Origin of the sequence: Gimesia aquarii (genome assembly GCF_007748195.1) — a bacterium.
Classification (GTDB): domain Bacteria; phylum Planctomycetota; class Planctomycetia; order Planctomycetales; family Planctomycetaceae; genus Gimesia; species Gimesia aquarii.
The window spans coordinates 6,075,139-6,096,181 of record NZ_CP037920.1; the positions used below are offsets into that span (position 1 = coordinate 6,075,139).

Annotated in this window: 16 protein-coding genes; 13 read left to right on the forward strand and 3 right to left on the reverse strand. The window is 48.6% G+C overall.

Annotation, left to right across the window (positions count from 1 at the left end; translation table 11 throughout):
- Window positions 1-7: 7 nt before the first annotated feature.
- A complete protein-coding gene (locus V144x_RS23200) occupies window positions 8-1,555 on the reverse strand; it encodes a sulfatase family protein (protein WP_144988659.1) in 1,548 nt (515 codons plus the stop codon).
- 214 nt (window positions 1,556-1,769) lie between these two features.
- Here V144x_RS23200 and V144x_RS23205 point away from each other — a divergent pair, with 214 nt between their 5' ends.
- From V144x_RS23205 to V144x_RS23215, 3 genes are all read left to right on the forward strand, one after another.
- Window positions 1,770-3,203 carry a sulfatase-like hydrolase/transferase gene (locus tag V144x_RS23205; protein WP_144988661.1) on the forward strand — a complete coding sequence of 478 codons (1,434 nt, stop codon included), beginning with the start codon at window positions 1,770-1,772 and terminating at the stop codon, window positions 3,201-3,203.
- A gap of 129 nt (window positions 3,204-3,332) precedes the next feature.
- A complete protein-coding gene (locus V144x_RS23210; protein ID WP_197998599.1) occupies window positions 3,333-4,346 on the forward strand; it encodes a N(4)-(beta-N-acetylglucosaminyl)-L-asparaginase in 1,014 nt (337 codons plus the stop codon).
- A gap of 65 nt (window positions 4,347-4,411) precedes the next feature.
- A complete protein-coding gene (locus V144x_RS23215; protein WP_144988665.1) occupies window positions 4,412-5,524 on the forward strand; it encodes a C45 family autoproteolytic acyltransferase/hydolase in 1,113 nt (370 codons plus the stop codon).
- Between the two features lie 52 nt (window positions 5,525-5,576).
- Here the strand turns inward: V144x_RS23215 and V144x_RS23220 are convergent, their stop codons facing one another.
- Entirely contained in the window at window positions 5,577-6,683 is a 1,107-nt protein-coding gene (locus V144x_RS23220) for an alpha/beta hydrolase (protein ID WP_144988667.1), read from the reverse strand.
- A gap of 409 nt (window positions 6,684-7,092) precedes the next feature.
- Between V144x_RS23220 and V144x_RS23225 the strand changes: the two genes are divergently transcribed.
- The 3 genes from V144x_RS23225 (at window position 7,093) to V144x_RS23235 (ending at window position 10,514) form a co-directional block, all read left to right on the forward strand.
- Complete coding sequence (locus tag V144x_RS23225) at window positions 7,093-7,485, forward strand: potassium channel family protein (protein ID WP_144988669.1); 393 nt, start codon at window positions 7,093-7,095, stop codon at window positions 7,483-7,485.
- 223 nt (window positions 7,486-7,708) lie between these two features.
- Window positions 7,709-8,911 carry a M20 metallopeptidase family protein gene (locus V144x_RS23230; RefSeq protein WP_197998600.1) on the forward strand — a complete coding sequence of 401 codons (1,203 nt, stop codon included), beginning with the start codon at window positions 7,709-7,711 and terminating at the stop codon, window positions 8,909-8,911.
- Between the two features lie 4 nt (window positions 8,912-8,915).
- Window positions 8,916-10,514, forward strand: coding sequence for a GNAT family N-acetyltransferase (locus V144x_RS23235; RefSeq protein ID WP_197998601.1), 1,599 nt, complete (start codon window positions 8,916-8,918; stop codon window positions 10,512-10,514).
- 140 nt (window positions 10,515-10,654) lie between these two features.
- Here the strand turns inward: V144x_RS23235 and V144x_RS23240 are convergent, their stop codons facing one another.
- Window positions 10,655-12,157: a PcfJ domain-containing protein gene (locus V144x_RS23240; protein ID WP_197998602.1), complete on the reverse strand. Its 1,503-nt coding sequence runs from the start codon at window positions 12,155-12,157 to the stop codon at window positions 10,655-10,657.
- Between the two features lie 382 nt (window positions 12,158-12,539).
- Here V144x_RS23240 and V144x_RS23245 point away from each other — a divergent pair, with 382 nt between their 5' ends.
- The 7 genes from V144x_RS23245 (at window position 12,540) to V144x_RS23275 (ending at window position 20,783) form a co-directional block, all read left to right on the forward strand.
- Entirely contained in the window at window positions 12,540-14,297 is a 1,758-nt protein-coding gene (locus V144x_RS23245) for a hypothetical protein (RefSeq protein ID WP_144988675.1), read from the forward strand.
- A gap of 90 nt (window positions 14,298-14,387) precedes the next feature.
- Window positions 14,388-14,792 (forward strand): hypothetical protein, encoded by a 405-nt coding sequence (locus tag V144x_RS23250; RefSeq protein WP_144988677.1) that lies wholly within the window; start codon window positions 14,388-14,390, stop codon window positions 14,790-14,792.
- Between the two features lie 380 nt (window positions 14,793-15,172).
- Window positions 15,173-16,543, forward strand: coding sequence for a radical SAM protein (locus tag V144x_RS23255; protein ID WP_144988679.1), 1,371 nt, complete (start codon window positions 15,173-15,175; stop codon window positions 16,541-16,543).
- Entirely contained in the window at window positions 16,540-17,511 is a 972-nt protein-coding gene (locus V144x_RS23260; protein WP_144988681.1) for an aminotransferase class I/II-fold pyridoxal phosphate-dependent enzyme, read from the forward strand. The genes V144x_RS23255 and V144x_RS23260 overlap by 4 nt, the downstream gene beginning before the upstream one ends.
- Window positions 17,508-18,278: a class I SAM-dependent methyltransferase gene (locus V144x_RS23265; RefSeq protein ID WP_144988683.1), complete on the forward strand. Its 771-nt coding sequence runs from the start codon at window positions 17,508-17,510 to the stop codon at window positions 18,276-18,278. The genes V144x_RS23260 and V144x_RS23265 overlap by 4 nt, the downstream gene beginning before the upstream one ends.
- A gap of 44 nt (window positions 18,279-18,322) precedes the next feature.
- The gene (locus V144x_RS23270) at window positions 18,323-19,840 is read left to right on the forward strand and encodes a neutral/alkaline non-lysosomal ceramidase N-terminal domain-containing protein (protein ID WP_144988685.1); all 1,518 of its coding nucleotides are present in this window, start codon (window positions 18,323-18,325) and stop codon (window positions 19,838-19,840) included.
- A gap of 262 nt (window positions 19,841-20,102) precedes the next feature.
- Window positions 20,103-20,783 carry a phosphoribosyltransferase family protein gene (locus V144x_RS23275; RefSeq protein WP_197998603.1) on the forward strand — a complete coding sequence of 227 codons (681 nt, stop codon included), beginning with the start codon at window positions 20,103-20,105 and terminating at the stop codon, window positions 20,781-20,783.
- Window positions 20,784-21,043 lie beyond the last annotated feature (260 nt).

Genomic DNA, 21,043 nt, shown 5'->3' on the forward strand with positions numbered 1-21,043 from the left:
CTCAGGCTTAGTCTTGCTGAGGTAATTTAACGCCCGCCGGCAGGAACTGCACATCGCGGTCGTTCTGTAATTGTGGACCTGAGGTACAACGCCCGTTGCGAATCTGCTCCTCCAGAAGGACCAGCAAGGCTTTGACTTTTTCAGGTTCGTCGTCGATTAAGTTTCTCGTCTCGGCAGGGTCAGTGGCGAGGTTAAATAGCTGCATCGGCGGTAATCCTTTTTTCTTCGCTTCACCTTCCCGCGGTGCACTCCAACCACCACTGCCTCGGCACAGGCAGAGCTTCCATTCCCCTTGACGAATGGCAAAGGAACCGCCAATGGAGTGACTGATCAATGTATCTCGCCCCGAGGTCGACTTGCCTTCAAAGACGGGAGTCAGATTGAAACCATCTTCACCACCACGAGCCTGTTTCTTCTGACCGGTGATCGCCGCGAGTGTGGCATACACATCGGTCAAACAGACCAGGGCGCTGGTCTGACGCCCTTCCTCGATTTTCCCAGGCCAACGTACGATGAACGGAACTCGGTGCCCCCCCTCGTAGATGTCCGCCTTATGACCACGGAACTTACCACTGGGATGGTGCCCTTTATCTTTCAGAAGTGGAAAGTTAGCCTGTGGAGAACACCCGTTATCACTGGTAAAAATGACCAACGTGTTCTCATCTAAACCCGCCTCTTTCACTGCTGCCAGCAACCGTCCCATCTCATAGTCCACCTGCATTACAAAATCCGCGTACGGATTCAGGCCACTGGCATCTTTGAAGGGAGCAATGGGAACGATCGGCGTATGTGGCGCGGGTAATGGAAGATACAGGAAGAACGGCTTACCGGCCTTCGCTGACTCGGCTCTGGTTTTCACATGGTCGATCGACTTGGCAAACAGATGCGGCAGCACTTCCGGGATCTTGAAGTCCGAGCCGATCGGTCCTTTTCGATACCACCCATACTGATCCTCTTTTGAAGTGACACCTTCGATGCGATCAGGCTGGGCGGTAACCTTGCCAGTTTCAACCCAGACATAGGGTGGCATATCTAATGATCCGCAATGTCCGTAGTACCGGTCAAAACCATTAATGTCCGGGCCGTTCGTTACCGGCTTTGTAAAGTCGATCGTTTTGCCGTTCTTGTGCCAGTCCCAGCCCAGATGCCATTTACCAATCATCGCAGTATGGTAGCCTGCGTTGCGCATCAAATGGCCGAGCGTAGGACGATCTTTGGGAATCAAGTGCGAACTCGTACCGCTGAGAACACCTCGGGCGAGTCGCGATCTCCAGTTATAGCGTCCGGTAAGCAGTCCGTAGCGGGTGGGCGTACAGACGGAACTCGGCGTGTGTGCATCCAAAAAGGTGAGTCCCTCATTGGCCATATTCTGAAGGTGCGGAGTCTTGATTTTGCAATTCGGATTTGTTGGTGAAATATCGCCAATGCCTAAATCATCTGCCATCACGACAATCACGTTCGGTGGGGCTGCAACGCCAATTTCGACATTTAATCCAATCAGCACTGCGGCTACGAAAATCGACAAGACTGACTTCCAAAATCTATGCTGATTCATTTGATGTTTCCTGCAAAATTGTATATCCGGGACAACCACGAAATACTGAAGAGAAAGCAATTCGTAGGCAGTATTCAGATTAGCCTACCGAGTGACGGATTACAACATGCGTCTCTCTGTCTGGTTAGAGTTCGTTGCGATGGTATACGATCCGAGCTAGAATCAGACTACACATCTCAACAAATGGCTTCAATAATGCAAAGAGGATTCTGCCATGCTTCGCGCTCTTCTGTCACTGACCGCCACCTTGTTACTGGTACAGCCTGCTAGTTCCGCGGAGCTCAAACAACCGAATATTTTATTCATCATGGTCGATGATCTGGGCAAGGAATGGATCAGCTGCTACGGCGCAGAGGGCATCAAGACACCCGCGATCGACAAGCTCGCGGCGACCGGGATGAAATTCAACAATGCGTGGTGTATGCCTCAATGCACGCCTACCCGCGTGACTCTGCTGACCGGGCAGTACCCATTCCGGCATGGCTGGACGAACCACTGGGATGTGCCCCGCTGGGGAGCGGGCGGACATTTCGACCCGAAACGAAACACGACTTACGCTAATGTGCTTCGCAAAGCCGGTTACAAAACCTGTGCCGCGGGGAAGTGGCAAATCGACGACTTCCGCGTTGAGCTAAATGCGATGCAGGAAGCCGGTTTTGATGAGTGGTGCATGTGGACCGGATACGAAGCACACAATCCACCCAGTGCGAATCGTTATTGGGACGCATACATCAACATCAAAGGGAAAGGCAGCCAAGCCTACACCGGTGAGTTCGGTCCCGATATCTACTGCAACTACCTCGTTGACTTCATCCGCAGGAATAAGGACCAACCGATGTTGTTGTATTATCCAATGGTACTGACACACGGCCCTTTGACAACAACCCCTGACAACAAAGACGAAACCAATAAACGACGTCTATTTGCGGGCATGGTACGCTACACCGACAAACTCGTCGGCAGACTGGTCGCGGCACTCGACGAAGCCGGCATCCGCGACAACACAATCATTGTCTTTACCACAGACAACGGCACCGGCGGCCAGAGTAATAAACGCATGGGCCATATCGTGCGGGGTGGAAAGGCGAAAATGACCGAGCAGAACGGCACCGCCATGCCATTCATTGTCAACTGCCCGGGCACGGTGCCTGCAGGTGTGGAGACCGACGCACTGGTCGATTTCACCGACATACTCCCCACATTCGCGGAGCTGGGAGGCGGCAAATTACCGACAGGTCGCGAGGTAGACGGAACGTCGTTCGCACCATTGATCCTCGGTAACACCAAAGAGGGACCACGAAAGTGGATCATGTCCATGGGCGGCGGGCCCGCTACATTGCGCGACGGTCGCGTGGTGCCCAAACTGGCGTATGACGACCGTGTGATCCGCGACAAACGATTCAAATTGTGGATCGACACGAATCGCAAACCGATCAAACTCTTTGATCTCCAAACAGATCCATGGGAAAAACAAAACCTGATCGACTCGAAAGAGCCAGAAGCCAGCGCGGCGTTGGAACGACTGAGCGCGATCGCGGCTAGTTTTCCTGCAAAAGACGGGGCTCCCGTATACGACAAAAACCCACCGCAAAAGTGGGACAAGAAGCCAGGTAGTTCAGGAAAACGCAAAAGAAAAAAGAAACCATAGGTTTCTCTCTTTTTGAACGCCGCTCCTTGGTCTGGCCCGCACAATAAAAAACATTAAGAATGCGGGAAATGTTTGGAATCTGAAAGATCGTCTCTCTATAATCGGTTTATGTCAAATCGAAGAAACTTCATGAAAAACGTAGCGGGGCTGGGAGCTTCGCTGTCACTGTTCACAACTCTGCCGGGACGTGCGAAAGAGAAACGCGCACCTCGCCGACCTTTGATGCTCTGCAGCCGCGGGGAAGAGTGGGCTGAAAAAGTACTCCGCCCCGGCTGGAACGCATTGGAAGCGGGCGGCGATATTCTCGATGCGGTGGAGAAATCCGCGCAGGTGACCGAGCTGGACCCGGAAGACCAGTCCGTGGGATACGGAGGGTTGCCAAATGAAAACGGAGTCGTGCAGCTAGACGCTTCCTTCATGGATGGCAGGACGCACAATTGCGGATCAGTGGGCGCGCTGGAGAACATTAAAACGCCGTCGTCCGTGGCTCGACTCGTCATGGAACGTACCGATCATATTCATCTTGTTGGAGAAGGGGCCCGAGAGTTTGCCAGGGCACACGGATTTAAGGAGGAGAACCTCCTCACAGACAAATCCAGAAAGATGTGGCTTCGCTGGAAGGAAAACCTGAGTGACAAAGACGACCGGTTCCCCCCCAAAGACGGAGATTACAAACTGGACAAGCGGCCGACTGGTACTATTAATATTCTGGCGTTGGATGCCAAAGGCGATCTCGCAGGATGCACGACCACCTCGGGGTTGTTCGGGAAGCTTCCCGGTCGAATTGGCGATTCTCCCATCATCGGCGCGGGGCTCTACGTCGACAACGAAGTCGGTGCGGCGGGCGCAACTGGACGGGGTGAAGAAATCTTGCGCACCTGTGGCAGTTTTTTCGTGGTGGAACAGATGCGTGCGGGTAAGAGTCCCCGCGAGGCTTGCGAGGCACTGTGCCAACGGATCGTAAAAATCAACGGAGGTGCGGACAAAGTCGACTTCAACGACAAAATTGTCGCCATCAATAAAGCAGGAGAAGCCGGCTGTGCGGCAATCCGCGCTCGAAAAGACAAGCCACCCAAGGCAGCCATCATTACGACCGCGGGAGTGCAAATCATCGAAGGCTCCTATCTGATCGAGATCAAATAATTTCTGGAGACGCGACTTTTTTGTGAACTGTTCTTTAAACATAATCTCTGTTGGGAAACTCCACAATGATCAGATACTGCCAGGTTATCATCGCCTTTACCATTGCCTGTTTCAGTCTTTCTGGATACGTACAAGCAGAAGGCTATCTGACGTCGATCGGCAAAGGCGATCATCAGATTCCTGTTGTTGTGGTGAAAGGCACACCTTATGAAATGGGCAAGAAACAGGGAGAGCTGATCAAACAGGACGCATCGCAAATGATTCACTCTCTAATGAAAAAAGTGCAAACCGCGGCTCCAGACCGTTGCTCCAATGCGCATCTGGATGCGGCCTGGAAATCGATCGCACCACATACAGATCCCCGTTTTAAAGAGGAGTTGAACGGTTTTGCCGAAGGGACGGGCATGTCGTTGAAAACGCTGCAACGGGCGCATGCGATGCCTGTGGTGATGGACTATTCCTGCAGCAGTATCGCGGCCTGGGGTGCCGCTACAAAGAATGGACATCTCTATCAAACAAGAAACCTGGACTGGACGATGAGTTTAGGTGTGCAAGACTATCCTTGCATTTGCGTCTACATTCCCAAGGAGGGCGTTCCACACGTGAATGTCACCTTCGCAGGATTCATCGGCGCGAACACCGGTATGAACGCGAAGGGAATTGTCCTTTCGGAGATGGGAGATTCTCCTGGTAAAGATTATCCGTTCGATATGAATGGCGTGCATTTCACGACTCTCTTTCGGCACGTCATGTACGACGCCAATAGCCTGGAACAGGCGATCGACATTTTTAAAAATGCGAAACGGATGAAAAAGTATCACTATGTCGTGGGAGACGGTGCCAATCTGCGTGCCGTGAAGATGCTGGCCCACGCTCCCAATCTCGTAATCTGGAGCGATAATGATCCCAAAGACGAGCTGGCGCCTCAAGTCATGAAAAACCTGGTCTACCAGGACGAAGGCCGCGGCGCGTTTCAGCCACTGCAAAAAGTGTATGGCAAAATCGGCGCTCCGGAAATGATTGACATCGCCTGCCAGATTCCCATTAAAGGCGGAAACGTTCTCGACGTGGTTTATGATGCGACAGCGCTGGAACTCTGGGTCTCTTACGCCAAAAAGCAGAAGGAAGCCTATCAACGCCCCTTCGTGCACTTCAAACTGAAAGACTATCTTAAATAAGCATTGCTCACGAGGAATACAGGTCGCTGGAACAAAACCAGCGCGCTTTGATTCAATCTTTCAGGACGGAGTCGAATAGCTGGTAGGCACGATTGCGTTGTTCCAGCGGAAAGTTGTGATTACTGTCGGGATGATCGATGACCAGCTTTCCTTTCGATCCCAGCATCTCATATACCGGTTTGGCGATCTCAGCACACTTGTCGACACTTTTCCAACGAAAATTGGAATCGTGCAGTGGTGCGTTGACATAGAGAGGACGTGGTGCCAGTGCACCGAGCAGTTCGGGAAAATCAAAGGGAATTTTGTCCAGCTTTCCGCGGTAGTTTGACATGCGAGGCATGTAACGGATCTGGCACCAGCCTTTACCAAAATACCAGACACGTTCGGCCCCGTCATAATAATCCCGATAAGAATCAAAGCCACAACTGCTGACGATGGCGGAAGCGCGGGGATCAAAGACGGCCGTGTAGATGGAATTATGACCGCCCAGAGAATGGCCGATAGCGCCGACTCCCGGTTTCAGGTTCACATAGTCCAGTGATGCGAGCAGGTCAATGGCTCGAGAGTTGTCCCAGATCGCTTTCATCGTTCCGCTCACAAATCCCAGCTTTCCCAGGTTAGGCCAGTAATTCGCCAGATGGGGGTAGGCAGGTGCAATGGTCACATAGCCCCGCTCCGCCAGTTCGGCGGCGTACTGCCTGCCTGCACGTCCCCCCAGTCCCACAACGACTTTATGGCCCACTCTGTTATCGGTGGGATGCAGACAAAGGACTGCAGGAACTTTCGTTCCCGCTTTAGCAGTGTGGGGAATACAAAGGTAGGCTGGCGTTCTGGAACCGGGCGACGACTGATAGGTTATCAGTTGGCGCGTGTATTTCTCCAGCTTGACCTCTTCGAGGATTTTCACATCCAGAGCAACCCGCTGGTCCTCTCCGGGGAACGGTCCCATGACTGTTTCCATCCCGCGAATGATTTCTTTCCGCCGCTTTTCCCAGTCGGCTTTTGTCTGGACCTGATTAACCTTACCTGCTTGATCCCGGTACAGGAGCAGATTATCGGGGTTGAGCCGAACCGGTTGCTTCTGAGCATAAACAGAGACCGAGACGAATGCGGGTAGAATCATCGCGGTGATGAACGTTTTCTTGAGAGCAAAGGTCATTTATGGCTCCTTGGCTTGGTGGGTATCATTGGACGGAAGAAGAGGTGTCTCCGTCGCACAGGCACGACAGGCTGTATCAGACACCGTTCAGGTCAACCGAGGAATTGAACGACGTGTTTCGAAACGACACAGATTCTGTCTCATTCAAAAGTAACATGTGGAACAGGACGAATCAAGCAGCTTTACTGTGGTTTGAAGTCAAACGGGAAAGGTGTCAGAGAAAAGTATCTGCCCTGTTTTCTTTCTACCTAAGGGCACGTAACGATCGAAGATTAATCTGTTCACCGCACTTTGAAAACGGTAACATTCATCACATCGAATAAGACGAGAGCAGGCCCCGGTTAACGCATCTGCATCCTATCTCTCAAGCCTGACTTCATTTCTCATTCCTTCATCAGAGAGAGATCTCATGTTAAAGCACTTACTTCGCAAACGCCTTCCTCTTTTTGTTGAATTCTTCAGTGCCTTTGTACGTTATGCCTCTTATGTGCGCGAGGTCTTCGTGGCACTTCTGTTAACCTTGTTGCTGGGCGCGATTCTGATCTGGAGATTTGAAAACCTCGACTTTGGAGACGCAATCTATTTTACATTGATCACCGGGCTCACGATTGGCTATGGCGATATTACGCCAGAGACGCCTCTGGGAAAACTGATCAGTGTCTGTATTGGTCTGATCGGAATGGTCGTGGTGGGGCTCACAATTGCCATCGCGACGCGAGCTTTGAATGAGACAGCCAAACGACACATGGATCTTGAACGGGAAGATCAGGTGGCCCAAAAAACGCCTTCTGTTTCACCATAGATTCGACTGGCAATCATCGATTGAGAAAATAAAAAGGGGAACGGGACGAATCAGTGAGTCCTACTCCTTTTTTAATTGTTTGCTGGATAACACATCTCAATAAGCAATGGAATCACTCGATTCAAAACGTGAATTGTACGCTCCGATTTGGTACAATAAAGAATGTGAAGTGATGAATTTAATGAGCACCGGATCCAAACATCATGGGCGATGATTCCGGGCAATGACACAAGTCAGCAGAGGTGTAACCATGACGGGACTCGATTCGAAACTGTTTGAGCAAATTGTGTCATTTCGACGCGCGATACATGCTGAGCCCGAGCTAAGCTGGCATGAGTATAAAACCTCTGATCGAATCGCAGCGTTTTTAGATGAGTTAGAAATTCCTTACAAACGAGGCGTCGCTGGTACCGGGATTGTGGCGGAACTCCCGGGAGAGCATGATCTTCCCTTTGTCGCGTTGCGTGCCGATATGGATGCGTTGCCGATTCAGGAAGAAACCGGATTACCTTTTGCCTCTCAGGTTCCGGGTGTGATGCATGCCTGCGGACATGATGGTCACACAAGTATGTTGCTCGGAGCGGCCGCGTTATTAGTTCAAGAAAAACACCGACCGGCGCCCATTCGTTTCCTTTTCCAACCTGCCGAAGAAACCGGAAAAGGGGCAAAATCGATGATCGAAGCCGGCGTCCTGGAAAATGTCGCGCTGATTTTCGGCGGTCATTTAGATCGACATTTTCCGGCGGGGACCGTGGCAGTCACCGATGGTCCCGTGAATGCGTCCAGCGATCAATTTCACATCAAAATCCAAGGTGCGGGTGGACATGCCGCCCGTCCTCACGAAGCCATTGATTCGGTGGTCGTCGGTTCGCTGTTGGTGATGGCGTTACAAACGATTGTTTCACGGGAAGTCAACCCGGCCCATCCGTCGGTGGTGACAGTCGGTCATTTCAAAGCAGGCTCGGCTTCCAATGTCATCGCCTCAACTGCCCAGCTCGATGGCTCGATTCGTGCACAGGAGCAGTCTGTTCGTGAAGATCTTCAACGCTCGATTGAACGCATCGCGCGATCGATTGGAGATTTACATAATGCGAAGATCGAAGTCACGATTGACCTGGGGACACCACCTCTCTCCAATCCACCGGACATTGCTGAACTGGCCCGGGAAGCAGTACGGGAATCACTGGGAGAAGCGACTTTGCGCAAACTCGAAATCGCCAATATGGGGGGAGAAGATTTCGCGTATTACATGGAGGAAGTACCCGGCTGCTATGTGAGATTCGGAAGCGTGCTGGCAGGGAAAGAGGGATATCCGGCCCATTCCAGCCGCTTTGACTTTGACGAGCAGGCTTTGAATGTGGGCGCAACATATTTTCACGCCATCGCGCTCGCCGGTGGCCGCCGACTCCTTGAAGAGGGAGAATGAAACCATGATCGTGATTCGAAGAGCCTGTGAGTCCGATGTCGAAGCAATCAGCGAGATGTTTCAGATTGCGTATGGCGACGATTATTTCTACCCCCAGTATTATGACATCCAATCGCTCAAACGAATGATCTTGAGTGACGACACGCTGTTTCTGGTCGCAGAAGAGTCTGATACGGGTGCGGTTCTTGGAACTGCGTCTGTCCTGTTGGAGGTCGGTGCGCATGCCGATCTCCTTGCCGAATTCGGTCGTCTGGTTGTCCATCCTCAAGGCCGCGGTCAGGGGATTGGCGGAAAATTGATGAAGGCGCGCGTGGAATTCGTTCAAGACCGCTTGCATGTGGGGATTGTCGAGAATCGGAGTGCCCATGAGTTTTCCCAACGCATCTCCCACCAGCATGGTTTTCATCCAGTCGGCTTGCTGCCCAACAAATTTCAACTCGGCGATCGGGAATCAGCGGCCTTATATGTCTGTCACTTCGGACATGCACTCGAACTTCGACGTAACCATCCGCATCTCATTCCAGAAATCTATCCGCTTGCCAAACTCGCGCTGGAAAATTGCCAGCTGAATTGTGATGCCATTATTGAAGCGGAACCACGGGCCTATCCGCATGTCAAACAGTTTCAGATCCAGGAGATGGAGTCTGAATTGTATCCCGTACTACTCCGTTTTGAACGGGGCCGGATCAAACACCGGGAAATCTTCGGACGGATGCGATTGCACTATGGTCTGTTTCAATTACGTGTCAGTCAGGGACAATACCTGCTCGCGTATCGCGATGGTGTGATGGTGGGTGCCATTGGATTCATGATTGATGAACACGAACGAACCGGAAAAATCTTTGAACTGGTTTCTCTGGATGATTCGCCTATTTACTATCTGGTCTCCGAACTTGTCAGGCGCTGCCGGGAAGAGTACGGCATTGACTATCTGGAAGTAGACGTCAGCGCATTCTCAACGCAAATGCAGCAGACACTGTTGGAGAATGGATTTCTGCCTGCCGCCTATATTCCGGCAATGGTTTTTCACGATGTCGAGCGTTTGGATATCGTGCGTATGGTCTGCCTCCTGACCACCTGGAATGGGGATGCATTACAAGTGTTTGAACCGGGGAAGCCCATTGCAGACCTGGTGGATCAATCACTCAGGTTGAGAACGGCACTTCCCAAACTGATTCAGGCCGTGAAGACGGCCCCTTTGTTTGCAGGTTTGTCGGAAGAGCAACAACAGTATGTCGCTGCTTCAGCAGAACTGGAAACACTGCCAGAAGGGCGTGTCTTGTTTCGCCCGGAGGATCCCGCTGACAAAATCCGCGTCATCATCTCCGGAGAAATTGAGATTCAGAATTGTCATGCAAAGACCGTCGGCTCCATCGGGCCTGATGAATCGCTGGGCGATCTGGCCTCGGTTTCGGAACCCTCTCATCGCGTCCTGGCTTATGTCAAAAGTCCGGGGCAGGCGATGCTTTTTTCCAGAGATGCACTCCTGCAACTCGTTCATACTCGTCCCGACATCGGCATGATCCTGTTCCGCAATCACGCGTGTGAGTTGGCTGACAAGTTACAACGCATGAATGTGCACGCCCTCTTCAAACAGGAGTGACCACGAAACAAGTGGAATCGATGATAAAAAGCATGAGTTTGATTTTTGTCATTTAAAGTCGGACTCGACATTTTTTAATGAGTGTGCGATTTAAACAAAAGGGCTCCCGACGGATTATCGAGAGCCCTTTTTTAATTTTGCTATGCTTGAAGAGAAAAATTCAAACCTGCTTGATTAGCCCAGCGTTTCAGGATTTGATTTTCGTATGCTGTCGCATCTCGGTTAGATTTCCCTCTTACCTCACATATCGATTTTGTGGAGTTTGCCACTTCAATCGTCAACACTTTCATACGTCCATCGAAGGTTTCACACTCCAGCGACCAGATCGAACACGATCCCTGTTCACAGCGAGCAGCATACGATGAAACGCAATGATTCAACGTCTGACCTTCGAAATAAAGCGAATCTGCGTCCAATAATTCATGGATTGTCCAACATACAAGAATATTGCTTTCATCCGATCCTTCATACATTTCAAACTCATCGATTGTGGAAGGGTTCCATACTCCGGTTAGATACTTGTCCTCTTTTCGCAATTCGATTTCACGATGCCAATCCTCTACTGCGTCTAACAATGTTTCCGGACGACGATCTCTTATTGTAAAATTAGGCAGCAACGGAGGATGTTGATCACGTTCTTCCTGAACCTGCGAGTTCGCATGAGAACCAAAGCGATGGTATTGAATGTACTCCATGATGGATTCATACTTGGCAGGATCCAACATCGGATGTGCAATAAACCAACGAATCACGGTAACCCAGAACGACTCGTCTTCGAAGCTTCTTCCCAGACGAGTTGCCAACATGGCATCAATTTGCTGCTCGCTACCTCCCATGTTTTTTATTTGACCATAACGTATCGCCTGATAAATATTCAGACGATGCGGTGCCTGTAAAAACTGATGTAACATTTTTCTGGTGTAGGGAATCGGGAATTCACTGATGGGAATTCTGATTCCCCTGCCTGCATTTAGGTACCATTTCTGCATCAGCCTTGCTTCTTTGGAAGGTTTCAGAAACCAAACGCTGTCAAGGAAACGAGGAACCTCATACTTCGCAAACAGATGACGTAACAACGAAGCAAACATCTGATGTGCATTATTCGTTTGTGGTTTCCACTTTTCAATGGGTCGGATCCAGTCAGCATGACGTCCTGTGATCCAAATCAGTCCTCCCAGATATGTATTAAAGGGTGAAGTTTCCAGTCCAGGAATTACACTCTCTGCCCTGAAAAGTTGATTCCAGGGTTCCAGATGCTCAAGCACACGTTCCAAAATACGAGTTTTTACTCTGGGACGGCGTCTGCGTTTTGAATTTTCTTGAATTAACGCACACAGAATCTGTTGTTCTGGTTGGCTGACATCTTTGGCTAACAGGTGACCGCGACAAATATCTTTTATCACGCCGTTCAGTTTATTCTGTTTTCGCTTTTCCTGAATCCGTTTCTCTTCCTCCACCGTTCGCTCATAGAATACTCGTTCGCGATAGAGAACTTTCCACGTTTTATTCGTCCTATTACAGAATCCATGTTGATCGCACCATTTACGATACTCCTCAACCGTTCTGAGGTTGAGTGCCTGAATGTGTTCTCGAAGATCGGGCGAAATGTCTCCTCTTTTATTTTTGAACTTTTTCTTACTCATGGTAAACACCATTCATGGATCGCATGTTTTAATTGATACCGGTAAAAGACCGTTACTTAGCTTTAAGTTTAAAACAGGTCGCGGATATATTTTTCTTTCTCTAAAAAATAGATAAGAGTTTCTGGTATCAAAAGACACGGAACGGAAAATTGGGTTCGTTAAAACTTGAGCAATAATACGAATCAAAAAAGATCAAATTCATCGAAAACAACACTCTGCAAAAACGAGTTTTATACTTTTTTTAAATTTCGAGCGCCGATCATTTTTTTATCAAACCATTTAAACAATTTTGGTATAATGCCATTTCTATAGAAGTGAACCCGTCTTTTTTCCCCTGTTCTTGGGGTCTTATATTTTATTTCATTTCTGAGAGGAGGCTGATATGACTGCTTCTACTTCTCACCGCTCGGTCTTGCGCTATCTCTACAACCACAATCCGTTCTATGTCATTAGTGCGGTGTTGATGTTGTTTGCCGTGCGGTCTGCTTACGGGACCATTGAGATTGGGTCCATCAACTGTTGGATCATGATGGGAGTGTTGGCTGGGTACACCCTGCTCTTAGCAGGGATCGGCGTGCTGATTGTGCGTTGGGGCAAGGTCTGGGAAGATGCGCGGTCGATTCTGTTGCTCTTGCTGCTGCTGTTTCTCGGGGTCTCAGTCAGTATGGATGATCTGTTTTCCCGCATTACTCCTGATCAGGGAATGACCCTGATGATCGCCGGCTTTCTCTTTTCGGTGATTGTTTCCGAAGCCGTCTTGTGGGGAACAGGCATTCGTCTGGGGTTACGTTATCGCATTCCTTATCATCTGTTTCTGGCACTGTTTTATGTGGCTCCCTGGTGGTGTTCTCCAGAGATGCATCCGCGTTCGTCTGCTTCGCTGGAATGGATGCTGTTTCTCTTCCTGGTCGCTGCCTCCCTCCTGTTTTTGTGCCTGCTGCCTGCAGTTCGTGGCGGCGTTGCTTATGTCAAAAGGAACGGAACTCCCTGGGGCTGGCCCTGGTTTCCCTGGATTGCGTTTGGCGTGATTGCCGCTTGCGTCAGTTTAAGATCGTTTGCACTCTGTCTCACGTTCGGGCCTGCGGGACCGATGTGGGTCCAAGGTGTAAGCGGGCCCCCCTTGATTTCCTTTGATACCTTGTGGGGATTCTATTTTTTAATTCCGCTCGGGTTCGTCTTACTTCTGTTACTGTTGGAGGGAGGGCTGGTTACGAACAATAAAGCCTTTCAGGCAGGCGTGATTCGATTTTCTCCGTTGTTACTCTTACTGGCAATGCCTGCGGGAACCGGACCAGTTCACAATGGTTTTCTTTTCAAAGTGACAGATGTGATGGGCTCTCCCATTTGGATGACACTCTGGTTGCTGCTGGGCTTTTATCTCTGGGCGATGGTTCGTCGAGTGCCAGGCGCAGTCTGGGGCGTGCTGGGAGCGTGCGCGCTTTTCTCAATTGTCGGGCCACAGACGCTCGGTTCGCGGACGCTCATTGAGCCCATCCCCTGGCCGTTGCTCATTGATGGAATCGTACTTTTAGGATTGGGAATTCACAAGCGTTCTTCAGGAATCTGCACGGCAGGGATTCTGGCGGCGACACTGGGGATCTGGATTGTAGTACCGGAGACGATCCTGTTCCAGTATCGCTTTACGACCTGTTTTCACATGTTGTGGATTTCCGCGCTGATATTAGGACTGACTTTGAATGATGATTTCAGCCGGGTACTACTTTGTATCAGTGCTCTGCTGGTCCCGCTGGTATCGATTATCTTGATCGTCAATGAACGCGCGGCCGAAATCCCGCTGATCTGGCGACTTGCTTATGTGAGCGTGTGGGCCATTGCCTGTTTATTGATCGCCCGCCTCTGGTCCCAGCGCTGGTTTTTGTATTCCTTTGCAGGCACGCTGAGCATTTTATTTTATGCGTGTGCAACGTTTGGATTTCGGCTGGCAACGCAATCGCTCAGTCGCGAGGCGGTCACCGCATTTATCTGGTCTGTGGGCGCCTTATTGATCGCGTTTCTCATCAGCGCCCACAAAGCCCGCTGGCTTCCAGAGTATGCCTGGTTGTCCTCCAAAAAAGGAACTCAGCCAGAAGAAGATTCGCCGCCGCACTTACCAGAGGAATCTCCGGTTGATGAGGAGTGATGAAAGCCTGGAACGTGATAATTGGGGCAGGTCCCGATGATTTTGGACCTGCTCCTTTGATCTTTTCCCTTTTAATCTTTTAATGACAAAATGAATATCAATTTCAATTTTTCGTGGAAACGTGAGGCCGACGGTTATACTCCCGTCAGCAACTCAACTTTTCTCAACCAAGACGGTGTCAGCCTGTTGGATTGTGTTATAACGGATAGTGGAGGGCTGTGTAATTTGGAAACAATACCATGGCCGGATGAAGGCATAAAAAAGATCAAGTCTGTGGCAACGGGAGAATTAGAATCTTCTGACTGGCACCGAGAAACTTGGGGCGTTGAGTTCAGAAAAAACAAGGCGAAGATTTATTCGTTGCATGACGAGGAGTACTTTCAAATTCTCAGCATTGATGGGTTCTTAAGGGTGTTGCAAGAGTGGAAAGCCTTTCTTCAATCAAAACCAGATGACTTGAAAACGAAAACACGCAACTTTTCAATTACCGGATGAAGATATTTCATCGACCTTGAAAGAAAGGTACTGATTGAAATTTCGGCTTGTACCACACCCCCTACAAGAGCTGTGGCAGCTTGAATGCAAATAGCTTGCCTCTTGAGCAGAATTCGGTGGCTTGAGAGCATTGTAAAAGAAATCGGTCTCGATAAAAATGAATCCACCTCTTAAGAGAAATGTTTAATGAGGCAAGATTCGATTTTCTGTACTTGCCCATTTTTGTTCTCTCTAGATTCAGAATCTCATATAGAGAACCATATTTTTGGTAATCCAGAATTAATAAACAACCGCTTGACTTAGTGTATTATACACACTATTATATTTGCAATTCTTAATGTGTCTTAAAAGATCTTGGTGAGTCAAGCTGGAATAGTAAAATGGATACATTTGATTTGAAAAATAGAAAAAGCACTACAAAACCATCGAGTACTAGTGTTGTCTCACGGTTTCATGTAACCGTACTCTCTAATTTTGCACGTGGTTACGATAAATATAGCCAAGAATATTCTAAGTCACGTATCGCTGAGAGTACGTTTCGAGACAAGTTCCATTTGCTTGAATTCGATGACTTATCAATTGGAATTGAGAAAAACTACAAGCTGTTGGCAAAACTCGATTTGCCGAATAATGAACTGGTTGTCATGGAGACAAGAGTCTTAGAGGAGGAATTGTTCGTCACTGAACTTACAGGTCTGGGACAATATGTCAAAAATAGCGGCATTCGCATCCATCGTGTGTATCTCCTTAATGAAGATGGCTCACTGAGAGAATTCTCAGTAGAGGAGTTGATGGCACGTTCATTGATGGTGCTTCAAAACGAACTGATGACCTATAATCAACTCACACCAAGGTCAATTTCTGTGCTACCCGTTGCAATTGGATGCCAGGCGAAATGTTCCTTTTGTTTTTCCAAGTCGTCAGCATCCGTTGATCAAGATCTTGGAGTGTTGTCTTTGGAACATATCGAACTCCTGTTTGAAAGAGCTAAAAGACGTGGTGCAGGTCGGGCAGTCATTACTGGCGGAGGAGAACCTACGCTCTACCCTCGCAGGAAATTATTAGATCTCATCCGACTTGCGTCTCAATATTTTCCTGAGAAAATCGTTCTGATTACCAATGGTTATGTCTTAACTGAATTACCGTTTGTTGAGCGCTTACATTTTCTTGAAGAGCTTCAGTCTGCTGGTCTGACCACACTCGCAGTTTCCCATCATCACTGGAATCCCGAAACCAATCGTCAAATCATGAATCTGGATATCGATGTTTCAGGGATTACAGATGTTATAAGTACATTCAAAGATCGCTTTCCGACACTTTCGATACGGTTGATCTGTGTTTTGCAGAAAGGGGGAATTGATAACCTTGTTTCGATCCAACGTTATGTTGACTGGGCAGCTTCATTGAATGTGCAGGAAATCTGTTTTAAAGAATTGTATGTTTCAACCAGTGTCGAGTCAGTATATTATTCTAAGCCAGCTAACGATTGGAGCGAAGCACATCAAATATCCTTGAGCCTTCTTTTGGAGTACCTGCAATCTGAAAATTGGAATCGGATAGAAAAATTGCCGTGGGGGTCGCCGATTTATAAACGTACCATCAAGGGAGTTCCAATGAAAATAGCCGCATATACTGAACCAAGTTTGCTTTGGGAACGAAGTAATGGTCTCTGTCGAAGCTGGAACATTATGGCCGATGGTCGCTGTTTGACTTCATTAGAAGATCGTAGAAGTGAAGTGCTGTTGCCGTGAATTACCAAGAATACAGGGCAGCTAAGGAGTCGTTTCTTGAATCTAATCCTCTGCGCCTTGATTGTATGAACACTCAGAAAGCGCTAAGCGAATTTGTACCTCTGGCTATCACGCCTCGAAAAGAATATACCTTTACCGAAGCAATTTCAGCATGGCAGAACGCCACAAGATTGAATCTTGAGAATAGGCAAGTGATCACAGATTGCGGTATTCGCAGCCTTCTCTCGAATCTGTTTGAGATGTTTAAACTCAATCAAATGACAATCATCTTGCCTAAGGATGTTTACCCAGTTTACGCTCAACTGTTAAAGGAATACCCTTATCAGCAATACCAAACGATTCCTGATTTGAACCTAGAATTTTTAGATGAAAGAAATGATCAAACAGCTGCCATGCTACTCACGTTACCGTTGATGCCATTGGGACGTTATCTTAAGAGGAAAGAAGTCAGTACTATCATGAACTGGTTAGCCACTGATCAATCACGATTGTTGATTATTGATGCGGCATATGCCTTTGAAAAAGATTATCGGATCTATGAGCAATTCATACGTACCGATCAGTGTATATGTCTCTTTTCGTTATCAAAGCCTTGGCTGATGCCGAGCCAGTTTGGGATGGCAGTTGGAGCAAACAAATTAATCGAACTGTATTTTCAACAACAAATCGAATTGACTACTGATTGGGTAGGGACATTCTGTGAACACCTAGCCTTACCTCAAAAACTGCAATCTGTATTTTTTGCTGAGTGGAATCGGTTGAGTGCATCTATTAATGCCTTTCAACCTAATTGGCAACCACCAGAAGTAGGATATTTTTCAACAGTCAATTTTACCTTTGATCAATTATTGAAGGAATATAACGTACTTGGTGTACCCGCGAGTGTTTTTGGCTCTGATTGTTCTGATGTTACTGTAATCTCGTGTCTCTTTGATATTCAATCAATGTTGATGGAATTCTTTAAATGAATCGTGCTCTAGAAAATTGTTTACGCATCTATGAGGATGCAAATTTTTATGACGAGGAGTTCCGCAATAGACAATTCGATATCTCTTTTTTTGTGGAAACTGCACAACAAATCGGATCACCCGTACTTGAATTAGGATGTGGGTCTGGCAGAATCGGAATTCCTATTGCAAATGCGAGCATTGAAATTGATGGAATTGATATCTCTCAACCTATGATCAATAATGGCAGATTACAAGCTAGGGAATCGGCATGTAATAATATGCAGTTTCACTTGGGCAATTTTAGCAATTTTGACTTGAACAAATCTTACAAATTGATTTTTTGTGCTACGAATGCGTTTCAGCACCTTTGGGATGATGAGCAAATCAGCAGCTGTTTTGAGTCTGTTCGAAGAAACTTAGCACCTACGGGAATTTTTCTCATAGACATCTTCAATCCGGATTCGAATAAATTGTTACGAACTTGGGAACAAGTTTATGTTTTTAAAGAAATGAATACTCGAGAACATGGGACTTTAGTTGTATCTGCCCGCAGTGAATTTGATCCGACAAATCAAATTCTTCGTTTTCAATTGGATTATCGACGTAAATTAGATGATGCACAAATCAAAGTCAAAGATATTGAAATGAAGTGCCTCTTTCCGGACGATATTTCCCAATTTTGTACGAAGCATGGATTCAAGATAATTGAAAAGTACGGAAATTACGACCGAACACCGATGACTCCCAACTCTCCTAAGCAAATCATTTTTTGCACACCACATTAGATTAACATCCTTTTTCTAAGATTCTTTACACTGGGACAAGGCACATGAATGAATTTGAACATAATAAAGACCCTGCTCTAGATATAAATGCCCCCCTTATGATCTACCGAATTCTGATCGTCGTGTTAGTTCTTCCTGCGGCAGCTATGGCACAACCGAATCAGCCAAACGTGTTTCGTGCTGGCGCAGCGACGAGTAATATTACACCCTTTCTGGGAACCGACCTGATTGGTGGCTTTCACCCTCGTGGCTCAGTTCATATCCATGATGAACTGCATGCGCGGTGCCTTGTCCTTGATGATGGGAAGACACAACTGGCGATAGTCATCATTGATAATGTCAAATTTCCCACCGAACTCCACAACCCGACGAAGAAACGCATCCAGCAGACAACGGGCCTCGCTCCCGAAAATGTGTTGATTGCGGCCACACATACGCACTCAGCACCGAGCCTGCGGGGGACCAGCTATCTCAAGCTCAACGAACCACTGGATGACTACCAGAAATTTGTCATTCGCCGCATTACAGATGGTGTGCAGCGGGCGTTTCATAATCTGGAACCGGCCCGCATCGGCTGGGGCAAAGGGAAAGTGCCTCAGCATGTGTTTAACCGCCGCTGGCTTCTGAAAGATCGGCAGACGGGTTCCAGTCCGTTTGGTGAGGTAGAGCTTGCTGTCATGAATCCCGGCGGCTATCTGAAAGTCCTCGACAAGCCAGCGGGCCCTGTCAATCCCACAGTCTATGTGCTGTCTGTTGAATCAACTTCGGGTCGTCCGATTACCCTCCTGGCCAACTACTGGCTCCACTATGTCGGTGGCGTCGGCAAGGGGCATATTTCAGCGGATTACTTTGGCATGTTTGCCCGACAGCTCGCGCAGCTGCATTCAGAACCAAATCAAGATCCCCCGTTTGTCGGCATCCTCAGCAATGGTGCCAGCGGCGATGTGAATAATAATGACTATGCAAATTACAACAAGCCTGGCCGTAAACGCTACGCGCGTTATGAAAAAATGCGCGAGGTAGCAAACGACGTCGCCCGGGAAGTGCTTCGCGTCGAAAAATCCATTTCATATCAGAACTGGGTTCCCTTAGATGCGGCCGCAGAGAGGGTGACTCTGAAGCGTCGCCGTCCCACAGAGGCGCAGGTGCGGCGCGCAAAGGAATTGCTCAAGAAGGCCACTCCTGAAGCCCAACAGGATCGTCAGTTCTCACGACGCGTTACCTTTGCCCGCCGGGCCATTGAAGCCTCAGAATGGCCGGAAACGGAAGACGCTTTCGTCCAGGTTTTACGCATTGGTGATCTGTGCCTGGCCGCACTCCCCTTTGAAGTGTTTGTCGAAATCGGTTTTGACATTCAAAAGCAAAGCCCCTTCAAAGAGACATTCGTATTTGGCCTCGCCAACGGAGATCTCGGCTATTTACCATCGCCGCGCCAGCATGAACTGGGCGGATATGAAACGTGGCTCACCGTCTCACACGCCGAGGTCGGTGCCTCACCGAAACTGGTCAAGAAGCTGATCGAACTATCGCGTCGCATTCATCCTGATTCAATGAAGAAGTAGTGTTCTAAAAGTAGTGTTGTTTCTGCCTGCGGAGTACCACTATATCAAACTCAATGAATGGCTCGACGACTACCGTAATTTGTCATTCGACGGCCTAAGATCAGGTGCGCAATCTGTGGACACAGTTGCAGTCGCAATACGAGGCAGATACACTCTACACGACCTTAAGTGAATGACTGTGCCTTGGGTCTTCATTCTCAGCACGTCAGAAAGTACCCTCGATTTCGTGCACGCGTTGCCCGCTACGAAACAGGAGTCGACGATGATCCAAAACGAGATCGACGAAGCTGCTCAAGAAACTCTCAAAATCTTTCGGGAATCGGGAGCCATCGTTGAGAATGTGCATATCGTGCACATCTCGGGGCTGCATTTTCCGATGACGATTAACAAAGACGCCATCTTTCCCCATCTCGACCGTATCCAGCGACTGACACACCTGCTGGCAAAGAGGCTCGAGAATCACTCCATCGAGATCGTTTGTGGACCTGCGATGGGCGGACTGATCGTCGGTGAATGGTTGGCGCATGAGCTTGGGGCAAAGTGCGTCTTTGCGGAACACGACCCGAATCCGCAACCCGGTGAGATACGTGGCCGCTTCGTGCTCCGCCGCGGCTATGACCAACTCGTGGCGAATCGTAAAGTGCTGGTTGTCGATGACATCGTGAACACCGGACATTCGATTCGACAAACGATTGACGCCGTTCGCGCTGCTGGTGGCCAGGTTGTGGCACTGGCGTCTTTGCTCTTCGTGGGTAAGTATGACGCCCAGGAGGTCCATGGAGTGGACGATTACTTCTATCTCCTCCAATATGACGTGCCATCGGGATGGCCAGCGGAGCAGTGTCCTTTGTGCCGCGATGGAGTTCCCATCGATACTCGTTACGGTCACGGCAAGGAGTTCCTAGCGAGCCAAAAAACCAGCGACGACGAAGGGAATGCGTGACAACTGGGACAACTACAGGGGATGCTTAAGGAGCCAGCACTCCATTTTCCTGGCTCTGCACTACCCTTTTTCTGTCACCGGAAAATGAAATTCTTTTTTTTCATGATTCCTTGTGTAAAACATCTTGATTTATTTTTGCGACTTGATATCATAAGTGAAATTGAGACTCAGTCTCAAATAAATTGCCCCATTTTGCCCTATACATAGCTTTTTTTAGTCTGTGGATGGGTAATCAAACCTGGTTTTTTAGACCGGAATAG